This is a genomic window from uncultured Dokdonia sp., assembly GCF_947492535.1.
Lineage (GTDB): Bacteria > Bacteroidota > Bacteroidia > Flavobacteriales > Flavobacteriaceae > Dokdonia.
Map to the genome: position 1 here is coordinate 72,219 of NZ_CANLNH010000007.1, position 26,761 is coordinate 98,979.

Annotated in this window: 27 protein-coding genes; 19 read left to right on the forward strand and 8 right to left on the reverse strand. The window is 34.1% G+C overall.

Annotated elements, in window-relative coordinates:
- The 5 genes from thrC (at window position 1) to Q1A60_RS11150 (ending at window position 3,234) form a co-directional block, all read left to right on the forward strand.
- A complete protein-coding gene (gene thrC, locus Q1A60_RS11130; protein WP_299765572.1) occupies window positions 1-1,356 on the forward strand; it encodes a threonine synthase in 1,356 nt (451 codons plus the stop codon).
- A gap of 194 nt (window positions 1,357-1,550) precedes the next feature.
- Window positions 1,551-1,880, forward strand: coding sequence for a hypothetical protein (locus tag Q1A60_RS11135; RefSeq protein WP_299765574.1), 330 nt, complete (start codon window positions 1,551-1,553; stop codon window positions 1,878-1,880).
- Between the two features lie 195 nt (window positions 1,881-2,075).
- Entirely contained in the window at window positions 2,076-2,513 is a 438-nt protein-coding gene (locus Q1A60_RS11140; protein WP_299765575.1) for an RDD family protein, read from the forward strand.
- Window positions 2,514-2,568: 55 nt separating this feature from the next.
- Window positions 2,569-2,805: a DUF1059 domain-containing protein gene (locus Q1A60_RS11145; protein ID WP_299765576.1), complete on the forward strand. Its 237-nt coding sequence runs from the start codon at window positions 2,569-2,571 to the stop codon at window positions 2,803-2,805.
- Between the two features lie 6 nt (window positions 2,806-2,811).
- Window positions 2,812-3,234: a hypothetical protein gene (locus tag Q1A60_RS11150; RefSeq protein ID WP_299765577.1), complete on the forward strand. Its 423-nt coding sequence runs from the start codon at window positions 2,812-2,814 to the stop codon at window positions 3,232-3,234.
- Between the two features lie 95 nt (window positions 3,235-3,329).
- Here Q1A60_RS11150 and Q1A60_RS11155 read toward each other — a convergent pair whose 3' ends face one another.
- Complete coding sequence (locus tag Q1A60_RS11155) at window positions 3,330-4,250, reverse strand: DUF6624 domain-containing protein (protein WP_299765578.1); 921 nt, start codon at window positions 4,248-4,250, stop codon at window positions 3,330-3,332.
- Window positions 4,251-4,257: 7 nt separating this feature from the next.
- The gene (locus tag Q1A60_RS11160) at window positions 4,258-4,629 is read right to left on the reverse strand and encodes a hypothetical protein (RefSeq protein ID WP_299765579.1); all 372 of its coding nucleotides are present in this window, start codon (window positions 4,627-4,629) and stop codon (window positions 4,258-4,260) included.
- Between the two features lie 259 nt (window positions 4,630-4,888).
- On the opposite strand from Q1A60_RS11160, the gene Q1A60_RS11165 reads away from it, so the two are divergent.
- The 8 genes from Q1A60_RS11165 (at window position 4,889) to Q1A60_RS11200 (ending at window position 13,823) form a co-directional block, all read left to right on the forward strand.
- The gene (locus Q1A60_RS11165; protein ID WP_299765580.1) at window positions 4,889-5,845 is read left to right on the forward strand and encodes an ion channel; all 957 of its coding nucleotides are present in this window, start codon (window positions 4,889-4,891) and stop codon (window positions 5,843-5,845) included.
- 13 nt (window positions 5,846-5,858) lie between these two features.
- Window positions 5,859-6,161, forward strand: coding sequence for a peptidyl-tRNA hydrolase (locus tag Q1A60_RS11170; RefSeq protein WP_299765582.1), 303 nt, complete (start codon window positions 5,859-5,861; stop codon window positions 6,159-6,161).
- 602 nt (window positions 6,162-6,763) lie between these two features.
- Window positions 6,764-8,596 (forward strand): Xaa-Pro dipeptidyl-peptidase, encoded by a 1,833-nt coding sequence (locus tag Q1A60_RS11175; protein ID WP_299765583.1) that lies wholly within the window; start codon window positions 6,764-6,766, stop codon window positions 8,594-8,596.
- A gap of 133 nt (window positions 8,597-8,729) precedes the next feature.
- Entirely contained in the window at window positions 8,730-10,253 is a 1,524-nt protein-coding gene (locus Q1A60_RS11180) for an alpha/beta hydrolase (RefSeq protein ID WP_299765584.1), read from the forward strand.
- 99 nt (window positions 10,254-10,352) lie between these two features.
- Window positions 10,353-11,000: a DinB family protein gene (locus Q1A60_RS11185; RefSeq protein WP_299765585.1), complete on the forward strand. Its 648-nt coding sequence runs from the start codon at window positions 10,353-10,355 to the stop codon at window positions 10,998-11,000.
- Window positions 11,001-11,075: 75 nt separating this feature from the next.
- Window positions 11,076-11,414 (forward strand): nuclear transport factor 2 family protein, encoded by a 339-nt coding sequence (locus tag Q1A60_RS11190; protein ID WP_299765586.1) that lies wholly within the window; start codon window positions 11,076-11,078, stop codon window positions 11,412-11,414.
- Window positions 11,415-11,524: 110 nt separating this feature from the next.
- Complete coding sequence (locus Q1A60_RS11195) at window positions 11,525-12,613, forward strand: tetratricopeptide repeat protein (protein WP_299765587.1); 1,089 nt, start codon at window positions 11,525-11,527, stop codon at window positions 12,611-12,613.
- A 109-nt stretch (window positions 12,614-12,722) separates the two neighbouring features.
- Complete coding sequence (locus Q1A60_RS11200; protein WP_299765589.1) at window positions 12,723-13,823, forward strand: tetratricopeptide repeat protein; 1,101 nt, start codon at window positions 12,723-12,725, stop codon at window positions 13,821-13,823.
- On the opposite strand, the gene Q1A60_RS11205 is transcribed toward Q1A60_RS11200, so the two are convergent.
- Together Q1A60_RS11205 and Q1A60_RS11210 are read right to left on the reverse strand one after the other, a co-directional pair.
- Complete coding sequence (locus Q1A60_RS11205) at window positions 13,820-14,686, reverse strand: hydroxymethylglutaryl-CoA lyase (protein ID WP_299765591.1); 867 nt, start codon at window positions 14,684-14,686, stop codon at window positions 13,820-13,822. The genes Q1A60_RS11200 and Q1A60_RS11205 overlap by 4 nt on opposite strands.
- Window positions 14,687-14,722: 36 nt before the next feature.
- Window positions 14,723-15,334: a LysE family translocator gene (locus Q1A60_RS11210; protein WP_299765593.1), complete on the reverse strand. Its 612-nt coding sequence runs from the start codon at window positions 15,332-15,334 to the stop codon at window positions 14,723-14,725.
- 59 nt (window positions 15,335-15,393) lie between these two features.
- Here Q1A60_RS11210 and Q1A60_RS11215 point away from each other — a divergent pair, with 59 nt between their 5' ends.
- Window positions 15,394-16,344 carry a spondin domain-containing protein gene (locus Q1A60_RS11215; RefSeq protein WP_299765595.1) on the forward strand — a complete coding sequence of 317 codons (951 nt, stop codon included), beginning with the start codon at window positions 15,394-15,396 and terminating at the stop codon, window positions 16,342-16,344.
- Between the two features lie 279 nt (window positions 16,345-16,623).
- Here the strand turns inward: Q1A60_RS11215 and Q1A60_RS11220 are convergent, their stop codons facing one another.
- Entirely contained in the window at window positions 16,624-17,655 is a 1,032-nt protein-coding gene (locus Q1A60_RS11220) for a quinone-dependent dihydroorotate dehydrogenase (protein WP_299765853.1), read from the reverse strand.
- An 86-nt stretch (window positions 17,656-17,741) separates the two neighbouring features.
- Between Q1A60_RS11220 and Q1A60_RS11225 the strand changes: the two genes are divergently transcribed.
- The 3 genes from Q1A60_RS11225 (at window position 17,742) to Q1A60_RS11235 (ending at window position 21,019) form a co-directional block, all read left to right on the forward strand.
- Complete coding sequence (locus Q1A60_RS11225) at window positions 17,742-18,587, forward strand: alpha/beta hydrolase-fold protein (protein ID WP_299765597.1); 846 nt, start codon at window positions 17,742-17,744, stop codon at window positions 18,585-18,587.
- A gap of 226 nt (window positions 18,588-18,813) precedes the next feature.
- Window positions 18,814-20,058, forward strand: coding sequence for a peptidase T (pepT, locus tag Q1A60_RS11230; protein WP_299765599.1), 1,245 nt, complete (start codon window positions 18,814-18,816; stop codon window positions 20,056-20,058).
- Window positions 20,059-20,443: 385 nt separating this feature from the next.
- Window positions 20,444-21,019 carry a DUF3575 domain-containing protein gene (locus Q1A60_RS11235; protein WP_299765602.1) on the forward strand — a complete coding sequence of 192 codons (576 nt, stop codon included), beginning with the start codon at window positions 20,444-20,446 and terminating at the stop codon, window positions 21,017-21,019.
- A 62-nt stretch (window positions 21,020-21,081) separates the two neighbouring features.
- Here the strand turns inward: Q1A60_RS11235 and Q1A60_RS11240 are convergent, their stop codons facing one another.
- Window positions 21,082-21,483, reverse strand: coding sequence for a heme-binding protein (locus tag Q1A60_RS11240; protein ID WP_299765604.1), 402 nt, complete (start codon window positions 21,481-21,483; stop codon window positions 21,082-21,084).
- 348 nt (window positions 21,484-21,831) lie between these two features.
- On the opposite strand from Q1A60_RS11240, the gene Q1A60_RS11245 reads away from it, so the two are divergent.
- Window positions 21,832-22,590 (forward strand): Two component regulator three Y domain protein, encoded by a 759-nt coding sequence (locus Q1A60_RS11245; RefSeq protein ID WP_299765606.1) that lies wholly within the window; start codon window positions 21,832-21,834, stop codon window positions 22,588-22,590.
- Between the two features lie 107 nt (window positions 22,591-22,697).
- Here Q1A60_RS11245 and Q1A60_RS11250 read toward each other — a convergent pair whose 3' ends face one another.
- On the reverse strand, window positions 22,698-23,315 hold the full coding sequence (locus Q1A60_RS11250) for an L-threonylcarbamoyladenylate synthase (protein WP_299765608.1): 618 nt from the start codon (window positions 23,313-23,315) through the stop codon (window positions 22,698-22,700).
- Between the two features lie 183 nt (window positions 23,316-23,498).
- Here Q1A60_RS11250 and Q1A60_RS11255 point away from each other — a divergent pair, with 183 nt between their 5' ends.
- A complete protein-coding gene (locus Q1A60_RS11255; protein ID WP_299765610.1) occupies window positions 23,499-24,404 on the forward strand; it encodes an alpha/beta hydrolase in 906 nt (301 codons plus the stop codon).
- Here Q1A60_RS11255 and Q1A60_RS11260 read toward each other — a convergent pair.
- A complete protein-coding gene (locus Q1A60_RS11260) occupies window positions 24,394-26,733 on the reverse strand; it encodes a UvrD-helicase domain-containing protein (protein ID WP_299765612.1) in 2,340 nt (779 codons plus the stop codon). The two genes, Q1A60_RS11255 and Q1A60_RS11260, sit on opposite strands and share 11 nt — an antisense overlap.
- Window positions 26,734-26,761 lie beyond the last annotated feature (28 nt).

Consider the following 26,761-nt stretch of genomic DNA (forward strand, 5'->3'; position numbering starts at 1 on the left):
ATGAACTACTACAGTTTAAACAAACAGGCACCTATCGTTACTTTTGACGAAGCCGTGATACGAGGCATTGCACCCGATAAAGGATTGTATTTTCCAGAAGAGATTCCGCGATTACCCGCATCCTTTTGGGATACTATCGAACATTTATCTATAGAAGAAATTGCGTGTATCGCTATGAAACCTTTTGTGGGTGATACCATAGATGATGCTTCTTTACGAGAGATCGTTACAGATGTATTGTCTTTTGATTTCCCTATTGTAGCCATTGAAAACCAAGTGGCTACTTTAGAACTTTTTCACGGTCCGACGATGGCATTTAAAGATGTAGGTGCGCGATTTATGGCACGTTGTCTTGGCCATTTTTTAAAACAACGTAATCAAACAGAAGAGGTTACAGTATTAGTTGCCACAAGTGGAGATACGGGTGGTGCTGTAGCTCGCGGATTTTACAAAGTGCCTGGTATTAAAGTTGTGATTCTTTACCCTTCTGGAAAAGTAAGTGCTATTCAAGAAAAGCAATTAACAACGCTAGGAGAAAATATTACGGCTTTTGAAGTGGAGGGTACTTTTGACGATTGTCAAGCCATGGTAAAGCGTGCGTTTCTCGATCAAGAAATTACAGATCACCGCCAACTCACATCTGCCAATAGTATCAATGTAGCTAGGTGGTTACCACAGTTACTCTATTATCTCTTTGCGTATAAAGAACTCAAAAAGAAAAGGAAACCTTTAGTTTTTTCAGTGCCTAGCGGTAATTTTGGAAATATCTGTGCAGGTATGATGGCTCATCATATGGGAATGCCCGTTCAGCAATTTGTTGCCGCAGTAAATAGCAATACGACGATACCGCGTTTTATGGAATCGGGAGTATATGCGCCTTCAACTACGGTTCCTACGATAAGCAATGCCATGGATGTAAGTGATCCCAGTAATTTTGTACGCGTGTTACAATTATTTGAAAATGATCTGAGTACGCTTTCGCGAAAGCTGACCTCATATTCATACTGTGATAACGTCACGCGAGCTGCTGTACGAGACGTATATGAAAAACATCAATACATATTAGACCCACATGGAGCTGTAGGGTATTTAGGATTAAAAGCCTACTTAAAAGAGCATCCCAAAGCCTTTGGGGTATTTTTAGAAACAGCACATCCTGTAAAGTTTTTACCCGCTATAGAACCTATTGTCGGGAAGTATAAGGAATTACCAGATCAGGTTAAGAATCTTGTCAATAAAGACGGTACAACTATAAGCATTAGTAACTATGAAGAATTGAAAATATTTTTAGTAAAGAAATTAGTAACGTATAAACCTTTTTTAGTACTTATAGTCAAAAGCTATACTATTAAATGACCAAAAAGCAGCGAAAAATACTTTATCCAATTATTTTTTTCCTTGGAAATATATTAATGATATGGCAAATAACTATTTATAGAAAGACTGTTATTGATCTATCTATACTGTTCAAAATTATAATAGTAACTGCAATTATTTTTCATGTAATAGATATAAAAAATTATATAAAAACCTATAATTACGGACTAATCATGTCTCATATCTATGGGGCAATGCATTACTTTTTTGGAGTCGGTTTTATTGTATGTTCATTATTTATGTTTACTAATTATTACATAGGTGATACTACTACTGTAACAGAAACGTATGAGATTGTAGATAGATCCTCTATGCCAGGTAATAAACATAATAGAAGTAAACGACAGCCTCTTATACGTATACGTTATCAGAAAAAAATTAAGGAATTAGTTTTCTCTTATCAATATTACAAAATGATGGAGTTTTATAATACTGTAGAACTAGAAACACGTAAAGGGTATTTAGGATATGATATCATAGAAAATAAGACATTAAAATTATGATACGTTATTTAAACTAAAAATATTAGAAACTATAAACGACTTACAAGCACATTAAAATCAAAAATATGGGGGAATGCCCCTAAAAATCACCAATTATAATGAATTAAAGGGGCATTTGACCCTACAAGATTTGTAACAATTCATTTAATTTTGCCTCTTATATAATGTGAATCCCTAACCAACATACTATATAACATGCATGATAACGTCATAGAATATACCCCTGAGAATGAATTCCAAATTGCTCATAAAAGAACACGTATTATTGCTTTTTTAGTTGATCTTTGCATTTTTTGCTTCATAGGTATCCTGCTTGGATTTTTTTTCGGTGAACCCATAGAAGGAATTGGATTTGAACTTACAGGAATACCTGCATTAGCAATGATGCTTATAGGTTTTTTCCTATGGCCCATTAGTGAAGGAATCTGGGGACAAACCTTAGGAAAACGAATGTTGAATATAAAAGTAGTAACAGATCATTATGAACTTATTGATATAACAGCTTCTATAACACGTTATATTTTGGGATTTATAGATTATATTTTTTTACTAGGAATGATAGTTGCGTCAAGTAATAAAATGAATAAACGTATAGGCGATATGGCAGCTAATACAATTGTTATTCAAATATAAATTATAAAAAATAGCTGCTTTATTTAGTACTGATTAATTATAAATAACCATCCACATGAAAACAATGACTTGCAAACAATTAGGGGGTGCTTGCAGTATGGCTTTTCAAGCCAATACATTTGAAGAGATTGCGGCTATGAGTAAACAACATGGCACAGCCATGTTTGAAGCAGAAGATGAAGCACACCTAAAAGCAATGGATGATATGAAGGCTCTTATGAGTTCTCCAGATGCTATGCAGGCTTGGTTTGAAAGCAAACGCAGAGAATTTGACGCGTTACCAGAAGATTAAATTATTTTGATTAAAAAATATACCTATAAACAACCACTATCTATAGTCTTAATAGGAGTTATTGGTATAGCATGTAGTATACTTTTTGCAAGTATGATAGAGCTTCAAGAACTATGGATATCTATCATTTTTGGAGTTCTTACACTTTTATTTGGAAGTATAGGATGCCTATGCATCTATACATTTTATATAAATTTAGGAACCAGTGATTTACAAATAAGTTCTCATGCTATTGAATTACCTATACCTCGTAAAAAGCACATCAAAATTTCTTTTGAAGACATCGATAAAGTAGAAGTTATTTCTAATCCTCAAGGAAAGTTAATTGAAATTTACACGAAAAATGAGGAGGTCTATTTAATCGATCAAAAATGGATGAAGAAAAAAGATTTTATAGAGGTAAGTAATAGACTTAATGAATGGAAGTAGTAAAAGTTATGTATTACCTACCTCTAATGAGTAAACTATCTTAAGGCAAGCCAGTCTAGGTGTATTACCCCTTTTGGAGATGCCAATAAAATATATTAACGTTTCTTCTGAACTATAGTCCAATCATAGTTAATTTTTCTTTTTAGATATACCGACAAAGATTCTAGTCCTATAGCTTCTCTACGCTGGTCTACATATTCAGGAGCTACAATAGGAAAAGGTTCTAAAGTACGTGTTTCAGTATACCGAAACTGCATTCCGTACAGTTGTGGTTGGTTTTCATTTACTAATATTCGATCATGGATTTTAGCATATTCCATACAACTCCCTTCTCCGTCCAAACAGGATTGCTTGATTTTTTCTAAATATTTTTTCCTAACAGCGTCATCTTCATGATGATTGATGACTAGTAAAGGGGCATCTGCTGCCAATTCTCCTACCGTTGTATATTTTGGCCAACCATAGGCATCTAATAACTGAAGCATGCCCTCATAGTTTTCTTTTACAATTTCTTGCTTATAAGCCCCTATAGGGTAATACCACTGAGGCGCACTTCCTTCTTTCATAAAATGAGATTTTGCTTGGTCTATATAATAATCTAAAGCTTGATCTTTTAGAATAATCTGTAGTAATTGTTTTGAGTATTCTGGTTGTTTTAACACACCGTGATTTTCTTGATATCGCTGTATTTGATCATTCTCTATGCTAGACCAACGAGGATCATCAATTAGCGCATATAAATCGGCATCTGCGAGGGGCCATAATGAAGTATCATGTTCTAGAACTATATCAAGATAATGAAATGCACTATCCTTTTGAAATGTCAAAGCATAGGCGCAGGCTAGGTTATACCCAACTTTCCATTCTTTTGCTGCTTGATAATCTTTTGTATAGGCTTTTATAGCAGCTTCTAGTTTCCCGTCTTTTCGTAAACTATCTCCCTTAGAGGTAGTCGTCTGTGCGTTACTTAGATTGCCAATAGCCATCGCAAGTAATAGTGCATATACTACGTTCATCTTCGTATTATTTAGAGGAGCTTTCATTAAAGGTTCCTTTTAGGGTTTTACAACATATAAAGAGACAAATTCCTAATACAGGTGTAATTAATGCATATGAAACTCCTTGAAAGATTAATCCTGGGGCTATTCCTCCTGTTTTTCCTATAAAATAAAAGCTATGCATGAGTCCTAGCAATAGCGATAATACACTTAGTATAAGAATCCAAAATGCGGCATGGTTAATTTTGGAATTGTGATGTAGAATCTGATGCGTGTCGTCCTGCTGTTGTCTTGCTTTTACTTTCTTAAAAAAGTGAACAATTGCCCATCCGCTAAAAATGAAAAAGGCTATGATAAATTTTAAATCACCACTGGTTATAAATTCTGAAAAAGGCATTCTCATAAAGATTCGTTTTAAAAATTGATGCTTCAAAAATACCTAGGCGTTGTTGTGATTTTATTTTTTTTCGATGGATCTCCAAATTCACAAGGACTTTAACCATTTTTATACTGTGTTGTATACGCTTTCGCGAAAGCGTATAAAAAAAGAGGTCACTAAAAAGTAACCTCTTTATATTTTATGTAAAACGTTGATTGTTTCTGAATGGCAATGTTATATACTTTTTATACCTTCATACTATAAATAAAATCAGCACATGGGTCCTAAAAAGACTACTGAAAAATATACCAAGAAAAAATATAATGATCTTGGACTCGGAGTAAAAGAAACGTCTGGAGTGTATCGTACACTCAATAAAGACGGTACGTTTAATGTTCGGAAAACGAATGTTCCTTTTCTAGAACGGATTAATTTTTTCCATTCTCTTGTATCTATGCCTTGGCCACGGTTTCTGGGCTTGATTCTAATAGGTTATTTTGTAATTAATACCCTATTTGCTTCTATATATATGCTTATAGGTGTCGAGCATCTTACGGGCATGAAAAAAGTAGATGCGCCTATGGAGCAATTTATGGAAGCTTTTTTCTTTAGTGCACAAACCATTACGACATTAGGATATGGACGTGTAGCGCCTGTAGGTCTTATGGCAAATATCGTAGCCGCCACCGAATCTATGTTAGGGTTACTCACATTTGCACTAGCAACAGGAATGCTTTATGGACGTTTCTCAAAAGCAAAAGCGACTGTAAAATATAGTGACCATGGAGTGATTGCTCCGTATAGAGATATTAATGGTTTTATGTTTAGAGTGGTAAATGTAAAAGAGAACCAATTACTAGAAGTCGAAGTAAAAGTATCTCTCTCCTTACGAAGAGAAAATTCCGACCTACGAGATTTCTTTAGTTTAGATTTGGAACGTTCTAAAGTCGTGTTTTTGCCTTCGGTATGGACTGTAGTTCATCCTATAAGCGATAAGAGTCCATTATACAATTTCACACCTGAAGATCTCGAAGAAAAAGATGCTGAGTTTATTGTAACGCTAAAAGCTTTTGATGAATCCTTTTCACAAACTGTTTATTCACGTACGTCTTATAAGCCTGCTGAAATTAAATGGGGACAGAAATTTGTATACCTCGTTACTTATGAAAAAGACAAAATTGCCATTGATGTAGAGCGACTAGATGAAACGTATGATATAGAATTAAACTCCTAAAACTGTTTCATTGATGAAAATGTATATTCTTATTAAAGATGATATCCCGGAAGGCTTTGCTATTCTTGCAGCAGCACATGCTTCCCTAGCTGCATATTTAAAATATAAAGAAGATAAAGATATGCAAGCTTGGGTATCTAGCACTTTTTATAAAGTAGTTTGTAAAGTAAATGATACAGAATTTCAGAAAGCAAAAGAGTTTGAAGGTCATGTAGTTTTAACAGAATCTGCCTTAGATCATAAAGAAGTGGCTATTGCTTTTAAACCTAGAGAAGAATGGCCAAAGCCTTTTAAGTATTATAAGCTTTACAGATAAGTATATGAAATTATTTTCCTCTTTTTTAAAACAAAATGCATTTTTAATAATCCTAAAAACTCTCATAATTATTGTTTTTTTATGTACTATAATTATGGTTGCTAATAGAACAATAGACTATTGTGAAAATGCTATAGGTTTGAAATGCGGATATAAAAATTATGTAGAAATACTAAAAACAACATTTTATTATATACCTATTTTTATAGTATTAATCCCCTTTATAGGTACATTTACGAATAGACCATTGGGTTGGATTTTTATACAATCCTATTTTTACTATCTTCTTATAAATGTATTATTTATCATTAAATATGATGATGAAATTGATTTTCATTCATTGGCTTTTATTTTCACAACAATACTTCTAATAATACATCTCTTTGTGATTATAGGAATGAATATGAAAAAAATCAGATATAATGTATACGGCATTTCCACAAAAAAAATACTTAATTATAATATTTTAGCATTTATATTAGGAAGTATTATTCTGTTGATTCACCTCTTAACTAAGTATAAACTTTATCAATAAAACAAAATTCAAAATCCTCTATAATATCCGTATCTTTCTATCCATCTTTTAATCCTAAACCATTCCTATGAAAAGATATAGTATCTTATCCTTGCTTGCTATCGTAATAGCAGGTTGTGTAGTTTCTTGTAAACAAGAGACAACTCCAAAAACAACTCCTGTATTTCTAGACGGGGAAGCACAAATAGTCTCTGCTTTTGAAGATCCAGATAGCTGGATACGTCATGATCTCTGGGTAGAAACTGATTTTAATACAGATGGGGATGATACAATGGATCGTATGCATGTTTCTGTCACACGACCACCACAAACAGACACTGAAGGCTTAAAACTACCTGTTATTTATGTGAGTAGCCCTTACTTTGCAGGTGTTGCCGCAGATACTCCAAATTGGAATGTTGAGCATGAACTTGGTGAAACGGCAGAAGCGCGTTTACATCCAGAAGCAAAACGTACAGGAGAACGTCCTATTATTTCGAATTCTCATATCAAGACATGGGTTCCTAGAGGGTATATTGTAGTACACTCTTCGTCGCCAGGAACTGGACTTTCACAAGGCGCACCTACTGTAGGAGGCCCAAATGAATCTTTAGCTCCAAAAGCGGTTATTGAATGGCTCACGGGAAAAAGAAAAGGATATACAACACCAGATGGTAAAGAAACGGTAGAAGCCTTCTGGTCTACTGGGAAAGTAGGTATGACAGGAACTTCTTATAATGGAACAATCCCTCTTGCTGCTGCAACCACAGGAGTAGAAGGACTAGAAGCAATTATACCTATTGCTCCAAATACATCCTATTATCATTACTATCGTTCTAACGGATTAGTACGTTCTCCGGGTGGATACTTGGGAGAAGATATTGATGTACTCTATGATTTTATTCACAGTGGAGATGAGTCAAAACGTCCTTACAATAATAAAACAGTACGCGATACCGAGATGATGAATGGTATGGATCGTGCTACCGGAGATTTTAATGATTTTTGGGCAGGTAGAGACTACCTTACTCAAATGAAGCCTATGAAAGCAGCATTATTGATGTCACATGGTTTTAATGATTGGAATGTAATGCCAGAGCATAGCTACCGTATTTATGCACAAGCAAAAGCACAAGGAATTCCTTCTCAAATCTTCTATCACCAAAATGGCCATGGAGGTCCACCACCTCTAAAAATGCGTAACAGATGGTTTACGAGATATTTACATGGTATCGAAAATGGGGTAGAAAAGGATGCCCGTTCTTGGATTGTACGTGAAGATGATAAAAGAGATAATCCTACTTCTTATGAAGATTATCCAAATCCAGCGGCATCACATGTTACCTTATTCCCAAGTAAAGATGATTCGAGAAAAGGACTTTTAAGTACATCTCAAAATGCCAATGAAGTCCCAGCTTCATTTAAAGATGACTATACCATAAAAGGAGCAGATCATGCACAAGCAGAAGATTCAAAGCATCGTTTATTATATGTAACGCCAGAGTTAACTCAAGATGTGCATATTTCTGGAGTACCAAAAGTAACCATACGTATTGCGAGTAGTAAACCAGCTGCTAATCTATCTGTATGGTTGGTATCGTTACCTTGGAATGAAGGTGATAAAATAAAGATTACTGATAACATCATTACACGTGGATGGGCAGATCCTCAGAATCATAGTTCGATACGTCAAGGAGAACCTTTAGTAGCAAAGACTTTTTATGATGTGACCTTTGATCTAATTCCAGATGATCAAGTAATTCCAAAAGGACAACAAATAGGATTGATGGTTTTCTCAAGTGATAATGAGTTTACATTACACCCAAAACCAGGTACAGAACTGACCTTAGATCTTAAAGGAACAACGCTTTCTCTCCCTGTTGTGGGTGGTGAGGACGCTTTCGCGAAAGCAATACAATAAACAATCCCAATATATATATAGTAAAAAGGCACTCATACAGAGTGCCTTTTTTTATAACCCAACCTGATAATACGCTATAACTGTAACAGTTTAATAGGAATCGCATCTTTACTAGTATACATCGTCAATACTTATGAAATCAGCACTACTACTCTTCCTATCGTTTATACTATTACAAACCACACAAAGTCAGACTTCGTTACAAGGTTTACAATTAAAAAATGGGAAGTATACTGTTGGTTTCAAACATTATACAGCTACGGATAGTACCCGTATGTATATTTCAAAACCTGACATTAATGCAAGTGCAACCTTCCGACCTATTCCCATAAGTATCTGGTATCCTTCTGATAGTACTATTGAAAATGAGCAATCATTATCTGTTTTAAATTATATGGAAGTTTTAAAGGAAGAAGAAGAATGGGAACATCTCCCAAACTACTTTCTTTTAGATTGGTTTTATTATAAAAACACTTCTGAAAATCAAGCACATCTAAAAGAAGGCACTACTGCTTTTAAAGACATACCCTATGCAAAGGGTGCATTTCCTGTCATTATATATGCCCCTAGTTTTCAAGCATCTTCTATAGAAAACTTTGCACTTTGTGAGTTATTAGCGAGTCATGGCTATATTGTAATTTCTAGTCCAAGCCGCGGTACTGTATCAAAACAATTTCAAAAACTAGAACGCGGCATCGAAACGCAAGCAAGAGATCTTGAATTTCTGATAAAGGAAATAGCACACTACCCAATATCTGATATGAATCACGTAGGAACGATGGGATTTAGTTTTGGAGGGTTATCCAATGTATTACTACAGATGCGAAATACGGTAATAAAAGCCAACATGAGCCTCGATGGGACAATACGGTATCGTCATGATCTTTTAAAGTCAACACCATTTTATGATATGACGAAAGCGACTATTCCTTTTATGCATCTAGCTCAAAAAGAGATTCCAACAGCTATTATGAAAGAGCAAAATATACCCGATTCTCTGAATACACATTTTACATTTTATGATGAATTAACAGAGAGTGATGCTTATAAAATACGTTTACATCATCTATCACATTCCTATTTTAGTACCTTAGGAGTTCTCTTTCAAGAACGAGATCTGAAACAAGATAAAAGTGATTCTGAAATTATGGCTTCTTATAAAATTGCGACAATCTATAGTTTACAATTTTTTAATGCCTACCTAAAAAACAATAAGACCTCTTTAAAATTTATTACAAATTCAGCTCAAGAAAATCATATTTCGGAAGAACTCATTACCATTGATTCTAAAAAAGCGCAAAAACCATTATATACATTCTTTGATTTTTTAGCTTCAGCAAAACACCAAGAATATAAAAACATGAGTAGTCTTTATAGCAATGTAAAGAATAAACATCCTGAGCTAGAAATTCCAGAAGGTAATTTGAATACACTTGGTCTACAACTTATCTTCGATCGCTCAAAAGCAGCTAAAGGCATTGCTGTTTTTGAGTTTGCGATTACATTATACCCTACATCTGCAAATCTTTATGATAGCCTCGCCGAAGGGTATTTATATTTAGGAGATATAGAAAACGCAAAAAAGAATTTTAAAGAATCATTGATCTTAAATCCTGAAAATCAAAATGCAATCTCAAGACTTCAGCAGCTAGAATAGTAGTGTTTATAGGTAATTAACAAGAATTTATCGCAGCTTTAACGTAATCTTTGGACAAGCTACTTCTATATTGTACACGACTAATTAACATATATCATCATGAATACTATAGTACCAGATTACAGTCGTCGTGACTTTTTAAAGAAATCTTCATTTGCAGCAGCAGGAACATTAAGCCTAGTTTCTATACCTCTTATGGGTGCTTCTTGTACCCCAGTACAAGAAGAACTTAATGTTGTAGGACCTAAAGCTGGATATTCTCCACAAATAGGAACACTCGTTTCTATGATGAATTGGATGCGTAATGTGATTGAAGATCAAGTACGAGGTCTTGAACAAGAGCAACTGGATTTTTTAATAGATGATAAAGCAAACACCATAGGTGCCATGCTTTTACATCTAGCGGCTACAGAACGTTTCTATCAAATACATACTTTAGAAGGTAAAAATTGGGGAGATTGGTCTCGAGAAGATCGTAGTCGCTGGAGTGTTGCCTCTGGATTAGGGGATGAAGCACGTAAAAAAATAAAAGGAAATGATCTTACCTATTATCTCGATGCACTTAACGAAGTACGCTCTCATACACTTAATGAGTTAAAAAATCGGGATGATGATTGGTTACTTAAAATAGATACTAACTGGGCATGGGGTCCAACCAATGCATATTGTAAGTGGTTCCACGTAGTTGAACATGAATCAAATCACAACGGACAGGTTAAATTTATTAAGGCTAGAATACCTTCTTAATATTAAAACATGTTTTTATAAAAGGGATATATCACGTAGCTTTGATATATCCCTTTTATTTTTAATATACCTCATATGTTACCAGAAGAAATAGTTCAGAAACAACTAAATGCATACAACGCTAGAGACATCAATACCTTTGTAGCTTGTCATGCACACAATGCGCAATTATACTCTTTTTCTGAAACGAAAGCTTTTGCTCAAGGACAAGAACAAATAAGAACGATCTACTCAGAAATATTTAAAAACTCTCCACAGCTACATTCAAAACTTATACATCGAATTGTCCTAGGGAATAAAGTCATAGATCACGAAGAAATCACAGGGCGCAAAGGCATTGAAGTTTTGGAATTTATTGCTATTTATGAAGTAGATGATACTTCTATAGTTAAAGCATATTTTATACGGGAATAGTTTTACGTGCTACTACTTAAGTATTCTTTCAAGTAATTTATTAAATGATGATCATTTTGAATATATTTTTAAAACTTTAGTATATTTAGAAATAACTAACTAGACATTCTATGCCAAAAACTACCTTACTACTTCTTGTACTATGGATACAATCATGTTTTGTTTTTGGACAAAATTCAAAAATAGATAGCCTAAAGAATGTAGCTGCTCAAGAAACGAATGTAACAGAAAAGCTTAAAAATTATTTCCTCATTTCTAATGAGTATTACAGAAAGCAATTACGCTATGATAGTGCCTTTGTTTATTTAAAAAAAATAAGAACTATTGCTCATGAAGAAGGAAATAAAGAAGCAGAATTAGTGGCTTTAAACAATCAAGCTCTGATTTATGAGATATTAGGTGATAAAGAAAAAGCCATTTCTTATTTCAACAAAGGCCTTCATGTGTCCAAAGAATTGAGCATGCCTTCGCGAGACGTCTTATTATATAATAATATAGGATTACTTTACAAAGACTTAAAACAATATGAAAAATCGCTTACGTATTTAGACTCTGCATATGTTATTGTAAAAAATGGGGAATCTAGAAGACTTTTTGGAGTAGTAAATACAAGTCTAGGTGAAACAAATTATGCTACTGGAAATTATAAAGAATCTATACATTATTTAAAAATAGGAGTTTCTATACTAGATAGTTTACAACAACCTTCTAGTGAAGCAGATTTTGCGCTCGCAAAATCGTATAGAGCTGAAAAAAAGATAGACTCAGCGATACTACAAGCAGAAAAAGCTTTTAGAGAGGCACAAGAACAAAATGCCCCAAAAAGTGCTTATGAAAGCAGTCTATTACTTTCTTCTATGTATGCAGAGATTGGAGATTCAGAAAAAGAAGCTATTTACCTAAAAGAAACACTTCGTTATAATGACTCTCTCTCAATAAGAACAAACTTAAATGATATTGAATTAAAAGAACTAAAAGAACAACAAAAAGTACAAGCACAACAATTACAATCCTTAAAAAACAAGGACTTATTATATACTATTTTATATATCATTGGTGCTATTGTTTTAATCCTACTCGGTATATTATTATTTAAACAGTTTAAAACTTCTAAACTTACTAAAGATATGCACGAGGCTCATAAAACACTAATTAAAAGTGAATTAGACAAAAGAAAAAACAACACTAAAACCAATTAATTACTTCTCAAACAACCATAATAGTATAGGTTCTATGTTGATTATTTTATTATAATATATAAACTCAAAAACTTTAGTATATTTAAAAGCTATTTCATTGAAATACTAAATGCCAAAAGTCATATTCATATCTCTGCTATTCTGTTTACAAGCTTATTCTTCATTAAGCCAAACTTCATATATAGATAGTTTAAAAATTAAAGCAGCACAAGAAACGGATATACAAACAAAACTTAGACACTACATTGACATTTCTAATGAGTATTTTCAAAAACAATTACATTATGATAGTTCGTTAGTTTATTTAGAAAAAATAAGAACATTAACTAATGAAGAAAAAATAAAAGATACCGATCGAGATATAGAGGCCTATGCTATAAATAATCAAGCGATTATTTATTATACGCTAGGTAATAAAGAAAAAGCTGTTGATTATTTTAATGAAGGGTTATTACTTTCAAAGAAAATGAACAAGCCCCAAAAATTAGCACTCCTATACAATAATATCGGAATGATTCATAAAGAATTAGGAACCTACAAAAAGTCTCTTACATATTTAGATTCTGCGCTTACTATTGTAAAAAAAAATGAATCAAAAAGACTTTTTGGAGTAGTGAATACAAGTCTTGGTGAAACAAATTATGCTATCGGTAATTACAAAGAAGCTATTCATTATTTAAAAAAAGGAATTCAAAGACTCGATAGTTTAAAGCAACCTTCTAGTGAAGCAGATCTTGTACTTGCAAAGTCTTACAAAGCGATAAAAGATACCGATGCTGCTATTGCACAAGCAGAAAAAGCGTTTCAACAAGCACAAAATCAAAGAGCACCTAAAAGTGCCTATGAAAGTAGTATGTTACTCTCTTCTATATATACAGAGATAGGCGACACTGAAAAAGAAACATTCTATTTAAAAAATGCACTTCGTTATAATGACTCACTTTCATTAAGTACAGACCTAAATGATATTGAATTAAAAGAATTAAAAGAACAGCAAAAAACACAAGAGCAACAATTACAATCCTTAAAAGATAAAGACATACTTTATACTATTTTATATGTAGTCGGAGCTATCATACTTGTATTATTAAGCATACTCATATTTAGACAATATAGAAATGCAAAACTCACCAGAGATATTCATAATGTTCAAAGAGACTTGATTCAATCTGAATTAGAACGAAGAGGTAAAGGAACCGATCACAATTAATGATACTTTTCAAATACTTTTAAAGCCTCATTATAACTACTCTCAAAAGACATCGTATTGATATTATCATATGCATTTACAGAAGCAAAATAAGAGATAAGTTTTTCTGTAGGCATATTCCCTGTAAGCTCATCTTTTGCCATAGGACACCCACCAAAACCTTGAATAGCCCCATCAAAACGACGGCATCCAGCATTATAAGCAGCATCTACTTTTTCATGCCAAGAAGTAGGCGTTGTATGTAAATGTGCTCCAAACTCTATGTCTGGATATTTGGGAATCAAATTAGAGAATAAGTAGTTAATATTTTCAGGATTAGAAGTCCCTACAGTATCTGACAAAGAAAGAATCTTCACTCCCATAGTACTTAACTTCTCGGTCCACTCCCCTACAATATCTACATTCCAAGGATCTCCATAGGGATTTCCAAATCCCATAGAAATATACACAACCACTTGCTTATCATGACTATGTGCTAGGTCTAATATTTCTTTAAGAACCTCTACAGATTGTGCAATTGTTTTGTGCGTATTACGCATTTGGAAGTTTTCAGATATCGAAAAAGGATACCCTAAATAATCAACCATGTCATGAGTAACAGCATCGGTTGCACCTCGTACATTGGCTACGATGGTAAGTAACTTACTCTCTGTTTTCGAAAGATCTAAACGGTGTAATACCTCGGCAGAATCTACCATCTGAGGAATCGCTTTAGGCGATACAAAACTCCCCACATCAATGGTATCAAAGCCACAGCGCAATAACGACTGGATATACTGAACTTTAGCATCCGTTGGAATCCAATCTTTAATTCCTTGCATGGCGTCACGAGGACATTCTATGATTTTAACCTTGTTATTCACTATGTAAAAATAAGGCTAATTACGCTTTCGCGAAAGCTAAATTAGAATGAAAACCGCTATCCCAATAAAAACTAGAATCTGTAACCATTTTAAAACAACACCTAGTTGATTACTTTTTTTAAGATACCCAGAAATACTACCTGCTAATACGGCAATACTTCCAAAAATGAAAAAAGAAGCTATCATAAATAAAATACCCAACACATAAAATTGATACACTGTATTGCCCTCTGGCTCCCATAAAAAACCTGGAAAGAAAGCCAGAAAAAAGATCGTAACTTTTGGGTTTAAGATATTCATCACCACCCCTTGTTTAAACAAACTCCAATAACTTTTTTTAGGGGTACCCTCTGTAAGTGATACCTTTGCATCACTTTTGTATACTTTATAAGCGAGATATAAGAGATACAATGCTCCTAATAGTTTGATAATGAAAAAAAGCGTAGGTGATGTTGTAATAATAGCTGAAACACCAAAAGCGACTAAAGTAGTATGTACAATACACCCTGAGATCAAGCCCGCGGTAGTTGCCAGACCAGAAGCGCGACCATTGACAACACTTTGTGTCAGTACATAGATATTATCAGAGCCTGGGGAAAATGCTAATACTGCAGTGGCTCCTAAAAATGCAAGCAGAGATTCAATCATACTGTAAAACTGAGAAAAGTGTATCTTTATTACAAGTTTTTATTTAGAAACTTAGTGTCATGAAAAAAAGAAAAAATCATTTACAATGGTACATTTTAAGGTGTGCACTACTACTTCCTATCTATTTGGTTGCTCAGGAAACTAGAGATCCAGGTAATGGTTTTGCGTTGTTCTCTATTACACTTGAAAGTGTATGGAGTCAAGAAACACATCCTCATCCTACAGGTAGTTTGCCATCAACATCACATTGGTCAGATTTAGTAGGAGTCACGCATACGAATCAAGTTACTTTTTTAGCGATGGACTCTCCTGCTAGTACAGGTGTTCAAAATGTAGCTGAATTAGGAAACAGTACAGCGTTTTTTCAAGAGGTACAACAAGCTATTTCTGAAAACACAGCGTATAACCAACTAGATTTTGGAAATTTAAACACTGCTTCTGGTTTTATTCATGGGCAATTTGAAGCAAGTCCAGAGTTTCCACTTCTTACGATTCTATCTATGATTGCTCCAAGTCCTGACTGGATGATTGCTGCAAATAGTATAGAACTACAAGATGATTATGGGTCATGGAAAGACGAAATCATAATAGATCTCTTTCCGTATGATGCAGGTACTGATAGTGGTATTGATTACACTTCTGAAAACCAAATAACAACTCCTACTGGAGTTATTACTAGTTTACAAGGAATCTCTCCTTTTTCGACACAAAAAATAGGAACACTTACCATCACGCTAGATGGTGTATTAGGAGTTGAAGAAGAAGAAGAAATAACAAATAAGATTTCTATATTTCCAATCCCCTCATCTGGCATTATATCGGTTGTAAATAGGGACACAGCTATACAACAACTTTCTATTTACAATACCTTAGGCAAACTAATTTATAAAACAATAATGACTGGCGAATTGAAAACCGTAGATCTTACACAATTTGGTCCAGGAGTCTATTTTTTGCAGAATACTTCACAGGAAGGAAAACGATTCACACAAAAAATAGTAATTAAATAAAGTATAATAGCACTTACTACACTACCACTGACGTTCTTTCCATACTAGAAAAAGTCCTAGAAGAAATAAAATACCCGCTACACCTACTTTTACAATTTGAGGTATGAATGATGCCAAATCAGGTTTTAAAGAAAATAGCAACACCATTACGGAAGCTAGAAGTACTTTATGAGAATTTCGCATGGTAAATTAGAATAAGATATATTGAATTTGGTTTAGCTATATCATTTAATCGTAAAATAATTCAAACATTACAGACGCATGCTATTTTTAAAAATCTTACGCATCACGTTTTAAAAGTGCCTTATTAATATTCTTAATCAAACTTGGACCTTCATAAATAAACCCTGTATATAATTGAATAAGACTTGCACCTGCATCTAGTTTGTCTAGAGCATCCTGTACCGAATGAATCCCTCCTACGCCTATAATAGGGAATGATTTGTTACTCTTTTCAGAAAGATAGCGTATAACACGTGTAGATTTGTCTGTAATCGGTTTTCCACTTAGACCCCCATTCCCAATTTCGTCGAGACGTTCTTTTGTAGCTTTTAATCCTTCTCTAGAAACAGACGTATTACTTGCAATTACCCCATCTAGGTTTGTCTCTTGAACAAGTGCTACAATCTCATCAAGTTGATTATCATTAAGGTCTGGTGCTATTTTTAAAACAATAGGACGTTGTATATCATATGTCTTATTAGCCTTTTGAACCGCCTGTATCAATTCTACCAGGTAGTCTTTATCATTTAGCTTTGCGTGACTTGACACATTAGGACAACTTACATTCAGTACAAAGTAATCTACATAAGGATGTAGTGCATGAAAACACGTTAAATAATCGGCGGTATAATCTTCAGGTTGAATGCCTGTATTCTTTCCAATATTCCCACCTATAAGAACATTTTTATTCTTTTTAAGACGTTCTACAGCAGCATCTACCCCTCCATTATTAAAGCCCATTCTATTAATAATCGCCTGATCACTTTTTAAACGGAATAATCGTTTTTTAGGATTTCCAATTTGTCCTTTTGGAGTTACTGTACCTATTTCTATAAATCCAAATCCCATATTATCGAGTTCTTGATATAGTTTTGCATCTTTATCAAATCCAGCAGCAAGTCCCACGGGATTTTTAAAGGTCAATCCAAATACCTCACGTTGCAATTTTTTATCATTTACTTGCCATAGGCTTCGAAAGAGTCCTCCAAAACCTAATTTGGTCATATTTCTAATAAGCGAAAAGGTAAAATAGTGGACTTTCTCAGGGTCAAATAAAAAAAGAATAGGTCTGACAAGAAGTTTATACATAATCGTTATAGATCTTGAGTGCAAAAGTAATTGAAAATGGGTAATTTTATGCTTTCGCGAAAGCATAAAAAAAATCAATCGCATTTATGAAGATATACTACACTTTTTTACTGCTTTTTTCTATACTATCCTTACAAGGTATTGCACAACAAAACAGTGCTCCTAAGACTCTAGAAACAACACCTTTTACAATAGGAGAAACCCGTACGTTTTACTCTGAAACGCTTAAAGAAAATAGAACCATAAACGTATACCTACCCCCTTCTTACACTGAAAAAAAAGAAGCTACCTATCCCGTAATTTACCTTTTGGACGGTAGTAAAGATGAAGATTTTATTCATATTGCAGGTATTGTTCAATTTGGAAACTTCCCATGGATTAATATGTTGCCTGAGTCTATTATTATAGGTATTAGTAATATAGATCGGAAACGAGATTTCACCTACCCAACGACCAATAAAAAAGACAAAGAGGACTTTCCTACCACGGGAGGTTCTCAAGCATTTATCTCTTTTTTAGAGCATGAATTACAGCCATACGTAGCAAATACCTATCGTATTTCAGAAGAGCGTATGCTTATTGGACAGTCACTAGGAGGACTTCTTGCCACAGAAATACTTTGGAAAAAACCCACATTATTTTCTAAGTACATCATTGTAAGTCCAAGTCTATGGTGGGATGACAATTCATTACTTCCCAAAGAAAGAGTTGCTATTACAAATCCTACAAATGTATATGTAGCTGTTGGAAAAGAAGGTCCTTATATGGAAAGTGCTGCTTTTAGTTTGATAGGAGTTTTAAAAGAAGATCGAAATATTATTTCTAGTTTTACGTACTTTGATGGACAAAATCATTCGAATATTTTACATAAAGCAGTATATGAAGCGTTTGTGAATTTTTACCCAAAAAAGGAAGAGGCCGTTAAGGAGTAGTTTGTGCTAAGAGTTAAAGAGTAACGATTGGAGATTTTTGATTTTTGGAATTTGAAAATGTAGAGTGACTAAGTGATTTTATGGATTAGAAATTATAAGAAGTATATAGTAATAAAGTAACATGAGATTTCCGCCGAAGTTTATACTGAGCGAAGTCGAAGTACGGAAATGAAAATAACAAAGCGTATGTGGGATGAGATTTCCGCATTCGCTGAAATAAAAGAATATGATTAATAAACAAGCATTAATAGATCGTTTTATAAGTTATGTCACAATAGACACTGAGAGTGACCCTAATAGTGACACCACACCTAGTTCTGAAAAGCAATGGGATTTGGCACGTATCCTTGCAGAGCAACTAGAAGCTATGGGAATGCAAGATGTATCTATAGACGATAATGCCTATGTGATGGCGACACTACCTTCTAATGTATCGCATGAGGTGCCAACTATTGGTTTTATATCACACTTTGATACCACACCTGATTTTACAGGAAAAGATGTGAAGCCTCAGATTATAGAAAATTATGATGGCGGAGATATTGTTCTTAATGAAGCTCAGAATATCATACTATCACCCGATTATTTTGATGATTTAGTACAGTATAAAGGACAAACCATTATTACTACAGATGGCACAACCCTATTAGGCGCTGATGATAAAGCTGGAATTACAGAGATTATGGAAGCCATGCAATACCTTTTAGCACATCCAGAAATCAAGCATGGTCCTATACGTGTAGGTTTTACTCCAGATGAAGAAATAGGTCGCGGGGCTCATAAGTTTGATGTAGAAAAGTTTGGAGCTTCGTGGGCATACACTATGGATGGTAGTCAGATTGGAGAATTAGAGTATGAAAACTTTAACGCCGCTGGTGCTGTAGTGACAATAGAAGGAAAAATTGTACATCCAGGATATGCCAAAGGCAAAATGGTAAACAGTATGTACATCGCAACAGATTACATCAATTCATTACCACGTCTTGAAACTCCCGAGCATACAGAAGGTCGTGAAGGTTTTTTTCACCTATATAGTATTGAAGGCAGTGTAGATAGTACAAAACTAGAATACATCATTCGTGATCATGATAAAGGGCATTTTGAGGCTCGTAAAGAGATAATGTCAAAACTTGCTAGCGAATTAAATACTCAATTAGGTAAAGATCTCGTTTCGGTAGACATAAAAGATCAATATTTCAATATGCGAGAAAAGGTAGAACCTGTAATGCATATTGTAGACATTGCTGAAGAAGCGATGAAAGCTCTAGATATTAAACCATTAATTAAACCTATTCGCGGCGGAACAGATGGATCTCAATTATCCTTTATGGGATTACCATGTCCAAATATATTTGCGGGTGGCCATAACTTCCATGGTCGTTATGAATATGTGCCTGTAGAAAGTATGATGCGTGCTGTAGAAGTGATTGTGAAAATTGCTGAGATAACCGCCCAAAAACAAACAGCTTAATGTAATATTGAAAAGCATAAATAATACAAAAGCCATTGTTTACCTATAAACAATGGCTTTTTATATACTTGCAAAAATTGCTATTTTTTTTCTACAGTTTAGTATTTCCTACTATACGATTAACTACTTCTTTACTATATATTTACTTCATAAATAAAAAACACTTATTTTTATTAAGATTAATTATAAATAAAATAAAACATAAGCAACTGATTATTAATTAAATAATTAAATCATACGTTAATTATACGTTAATTAAAATACTATAGAAGCAACCATTCAGTTATTAATGAATCTATTGAACATAACAATAAACTATATATTAAAGATAGTCAATACGTCATTTACAAATGTATTTTTAAGCACTATCACTAACAACAATCCTATGAAAAAAATAACAGTATTTTTATTTCTTATTTGTACTACGATCACATTTGCTCAAGAAGATACAGATGATCAACCTGTAAACCTTAATGATATTAATAATAAGAAACATGAATTTCGTATAGATGTTTTAGAAAGTCTTCTATTACCTTCTATAGATATTGGTTACGAATATGTTTTAAGCAAGTATTCTGGTTTTGGTGCAAATATTAATATCAATCTTCAAGATGAAGAATTTGATTTTAGACAAAAATTTGCATTTACACCCTATTTTAGACAATACTTTTTTAATAAAAAAGACTACGGAGCTAGAGGTTTTTTTGCTGAAGGTTTATTACAATATGCTACAGGAGATAATGAGAGATTATTTGCTGATGATATCTTTAATAATCAAGAAGAAAGAGGTACATGGAGTAAGTTTGGTGTGGGAGTTGCTATTGGTCAAAAATGGGTCAGTAGAAATGGTTTTGTTATAGAGCTATCAACAGGTGTTGGTAGATACTTTGGAGATGATGATGATGGCTTATCTCCAGAAATATTTTTTAGAGGAGGAGTTTCTTTTGGATATAGATTCTAATTTAAATCACATACATTATAAAAAAAGGCGTTCGTAATAAACGCCTTTTTTGCTTTTTACATTTATAATATACTACCTGCTCCTGCTTCAGCAACAGTATGATCGTTTTCTACAGTACTGCCACTTACACCTATCGCACCAATAATAGTTCCATCTTCATTTTTTATAGGTACACCTCCTGGAAACGTAATGAGTCCATTATTAGAATGTTCTATATGATATAAAGGTTGACCAGGTTGAGATAGCTCTCCTATAATACCCGTATTCATATCAAAGTAACGCGCTGTTTTTGCTTTTTTAATAGAAATATCTAAAGATCCCAACCATGCACCGTCCATACGAGCAAAGGCAACTAGGTTTGCCCCAGCATCAACTACTGCAATATTCATTTTGGTTTCTATTTCTATAGATGTAGCTTTTGCTACTGTAATAATTTTTTCTGCTTGTTCTAGTGTAATATTCATTATATATATGTTTTTAATGTATCAAAATGTAAAGGATTAGATATAGGACGTATGAATTGTAAATACTTACTAGCATAAGGGTAAATAATTATTAAAAAAGATCCTATCCTTTAATGAAGTAACGTTTCAATCTTAATTTATCTAAAAAATGGAAAATTACAGTACTTGGACTATACTAGAATGTATTTCATCGATGAAATACACTCATCTCCGTTTTCAGAGATCGATGAACTACACAAATTACAAGCCAAAGTGTTAAAATTTTGAGTATTTGGTCGAAAAAAAGGGTGCTTTTATCTAGTGTTACGACTATCCTAGTATATTAGTAGCACCCAAATCAACAACAATATGAAAATCTTTACTTCCCTAGCAATGGCTTTAATGGTATCTTTTAGCGCGATCGCTCAGATATCTTCTACTGAAAAACAAGCCTTAATTGATCTTTATACTCAAACAGACGGAAAATCTTGGACGAACTCTTGGGATTTAAAAAAATCTCCAAAAAACTGGAAAGGTGTTATCATTCTTAATGATAAAGTAATTGCATTATCTCTTACAGATAATAACCTAAATGGAACACTTCCTGAAAGTATTGGTGATTTAACAAATTTAAAGGTTTTAAATCTTCATAAAAACAATATTCAAGGAGCGATTCCTCAAACAATCACTTCTATTAAAGGATTGAAAGTATTAAACATGTCTTTCAATAAATTAGAAGGATCACTTCCATCTAATATCACTGATCTTGCTAGTTTAGAATACATAGATTTATTTTTCAATAATTTAAGTGGAGAACTTCCTGAAGATATAGGGACGTTAAAAAACTTAAAAAGAATAAGTTTATATAGTAATAACTTTGAAGGTCAACTTCCAGTATCTATAGAAAACCTTACAAACTTACGTGATCTTCAGATTAGCAGTAATAATTTTGATGGAGAATTACCAATAGGAATCGCATCATTAGAATCTCTTAAGAGACTAAGCATTTTTGACAATAACTTTTCAGGAGATTTTCCTGAAGTAATAAATACACTAGCTCTTCAAGAGCTAGCCTACCAAAATAATAAGTTCAATACAACAACAATGATCGCTGTAAGCGATAAATAAATTACTCGCATACTAGTTAATTACAATTAGTATTTACCCCAAATCTTTTTAGATTTAGTATAAGAGCCTCCTACGGAGGCTTTTTTCTTTAGTGAAAATTTGTGTAATTATATTTCCAGACTCCCTTTCCCTTCTCTAATTAGGATAGGTTCGTCACTAGTAAGATCAATCACTGTCGAAGGAATATTATCTCCATACCCGCCATCTACAATCACATCTACAATATCTCCCCATTTCTCAAAGATAAGTTCTGGATCAGTCATATATTCTATCACCTCATCTTCATCGTAAATGGATGTAGATACAATGGGATTTCCTAAAGCTTCTATAATAGATTGCGTAATTAAGTTATCAGGAACACGTATTCCCACTTCCTTTTTCTTTTTAAACACGGTAGGTAAATTATTATTCCCTGGCAATATAAATGTATAAGGACCTGGCAAGGCTCTTTTAAGTAATTTAAATGTAGTCGTATCGATTTGTTTTACATAATCAGAAAGGTTACTCAAATCTTTACATACAAAAGAGAAGTTAGCTTTTGCAAGCTTCACACCCTTAATCTTAGCGAGTCGTTCTAGGGCTCTATTATTTGTAATATCGCATCCTAAAGCATATACCGTATCACTTGGATAAATAATCAATCCGCCGTCACGAACAATAGAAACGATGCGTTCTATTTCTTTTGGGTTTGGATTCTCTTCGTATATTTTAATAAATGCTGCCATATGTCTCAGTAAGAACACCCTAAAGTTATGTAAAAAACCTATACGCTTTCGCGAAAGCGTATAAAAGATCACCTTCACTTCTATTTTTTATCTTTTTTACAAAAGAGGCATACTAATTGATGCAAAATACAGATCGTATATACGTAATTCATCAATACAAACGTTATAACTAAAAATCAACCCATGAGATATCTGTATCTACTCCTAATTGCTATTAGTTTTTCTATCTCAATTTCAAGTTGTTCTTCATCTGATGATGAAATCACAACAGACGAAACAATTATTGAACAGCCTCCATTAGAAGCTGTTACATTTACTAATGTATCCTATGGTGATGATGCGCAACAAGTATATGATTTGTACTTACCAGAAGGAAGAACGGCTTCAACAACAAAAGTAGTTGTCCTCATACATGGAGGTGGTTGGATCTCTGGAGACAAGAGTGATATGGCAGCTTCGGTTGCTTTTGTACAAGCATTTCATCCAGACCATGCGATTGTAAATGTAAACTATGTACTTGCCGACCTTGCTACAGGAACTGAAGCATTTCCAAATCAATATTTGGATATTCAAGCAGTGATTAATCAAATTACAGCACAAAGTGAAGACTTACACATCCTTCCTGAATTTGGAATGATAGGTGCCAGTGCAGGAGCACATCTAGCGATGATGTATGATTATGTATATGATACCAATGACCAAGTAAAATTTGTTATTAATATTGTAGGGCCGAGTGATTTTACAGATCCGTTTTATTCGGAGGATCCTACTTTCAATATTGCTCTTAACCTTTTTGTAGATGAAAGTCAATTTCCAGAAGGCACCGATTATGCCGTGGCAAATAGTCCTGCATTACAAGTCACAACGAGTAGCAGTCCTACCCTACTCTTTTATGGAAATCAAGATCCATTAGTACCCCTTTCCAACGGAATGCAATTAGATAGTAATCTGAATGCAGCCAATGTACCACATCTATTTACCGTATATGAAGGTGGTCATGGAGATGATTGGAGCGAAGAAAGCACTTTAGATTTAACCTTAAAATCAAGCGATTACATTAATACATATTTACCTATTATTACTCAATAATCTTAAGCTTAGCAAAACGTAATAATAGTTTCTTTAACCCTCCATTTTGAAAATTGATTTCGGCTTTTTGATCTTGACCTTTTCCTTCAAGACCTTCTACGATACCACGTCCAAAACGGATATGTTCTACGATAGTACCTTTTGTTAATGCCCCGACAACACTAGAAATAGGCACATCTGATGTATCTGTAGGTTTTATTTTCCTGAGTTTACGTAATTGATCTCCAGTAGGTGTTCCTACACTTGGAGGTGATCCACTAACGGGCTTTTTTAATCGTAATTTACTCTTATCTACATCCCCAAAAATATCGGTATCCATTAAAGGCTTATAGCGGTAGCTCTGCATAGGGGTTTGATAATCCAAATACTTATCATCAATCTCTTCGATAAAACGACTTGGTTCTGCTTCTACGAGTTTTCCCCATCGGTAACGAGATTCTGTATAGGTAAGATAGGCTTGCTTTTCTGCACGTGTCAAGGCCACATAAAAGAGACGACGTTCCTCTTCTAGTTCGCTACGCGTATTCATACTCATTGCACTTGGGAAAAGATCTTCCTCCATCCCAACGATATATACAAACGGGAATTCCAATCCTTTTGCTAAGTGAATCGTCATCAATGCCACACGATCTTCATCCCCTTTATCATTATCCATATCTGTTGCAAGGGCTACATCTTCTAGAAATTCAGCTAAAGAACCTGTGGTATCTGCCAGTTGTTTTTGCTCTTCTACAAAATCACGCATACCGTTCAAGAGTTCTTCTATATTTTCTATACGTGCAATTCCTTCAGGTGTTCCGTCTTTTTTAAGTTCTTGAACAAGCCCAGTTTTTTTAGTAACGGTTTCTGCAAGCTCAAAAGCATCCCCACTTTCATTCATAATCTGAAAGCTCTTGATCATCGTAACAAAATTGGCGAGCCTTGTTTGCGTCCCTCTATTAATGTTCATAGAAGCACCTAGTTGCTCAATTTTCTCCATTACTTCAAAAATAGAACGTCCATAATGTTTTGCTGCTACGATGAGTTTATCAACTGTTGTGCCTCCAATACCACGCGCAGGATAATTAATCACACGCTTTAGTGCTTCTTCATCTTTAGGATTGATAATCAGTCGTAAATACCCAAGTACATCCTTAATCTCTTTACGCTGATAGAAGGATAAACCTCCATAAATACGATACGGAATATCACGCTTACGCAAGGCATCTTCCATCGCACGAGATTGTGCATTGGTACGATATAAGATCGCAAAATCACCATTCATTAATTGGTGATTCATTCTATTTTCAAAAATACTAGACGCTACATAACGTCCTTCTTCTCCATCGGTTGGGCTTCTGTGTACTACAATTTGTCCACCATCTTCATTAGCCGTCCAAACCGTTTTATCTAGACGGGTTTTATTTTTTTCGATGACAGAATTTGCCGCTTCTACAATATTTTTAGAAGAGCGATAATTCTGCTCCAGACGATACATCGCTACATTATCATAATCTTTCTGGAAGTTCAGAATGTTATTAATATTTGCCCCTCTAAAGGCATAAATACTCTGCGAATCATCACCTACCACACAGATATTCTGAAAACGATCTGAAAGTGCTTTTACAATCAAGTACTGACTATGGTTGGTATCCTGGTACTCATCTACCAGTATATACTGAAACCTATTTTGATACTTGGCAAGTACTTCTGGAAAACGATTTAGAAGTTCGTTGGTACGCAATAACAGATCATCAAAATCCATTGCACCTGCTTTAAAACAACGATCTACATATTCTTTATAAATCTCTCCCATACGTGGGCGTTTTGCCATCGCATCGGCTTCTACAAGATCTGGATCATTAAAATACGCACGTACAGTAATCAAGCTATTTTTAAACGAAGAAATACGATTTTGCACCTGCTTGTACTTATAAATATCTTTATCCAGCTGCATTTCTTTGATAATCCCACTGATGAGGCGTTGAGAATCCTGCGTATCGTAAATCGTAAAGTTAGAAGGGAATCCTAATTTATCGGCTTCAAAACGAAGAATCTTAGCAAAGATGGAGTGAAACGTTCCCATCCATAAATTCTTAGCTTCGCTATTCCCAACAATACCTGCAATACGTTTTTTCATCTCACGCGCTGCCTTATTGGTAAACGTAAGTGACAGTATATTAAAGGCATCAACCCCTTGACTCATCAAATATGCAATACGCATCGTAAGTACACGTGTCTTTCCAGACCCAGCTCCTGCAATCACAATTAGCGCTCCGTCTTTGTGTAACGTTGGCGCTCGTTGGGCATCATTTAAGCCCTCAATATATACTTCTAGTTTAGAATCCATAGCTTCTGCCAAAGTACGATATGAAGCG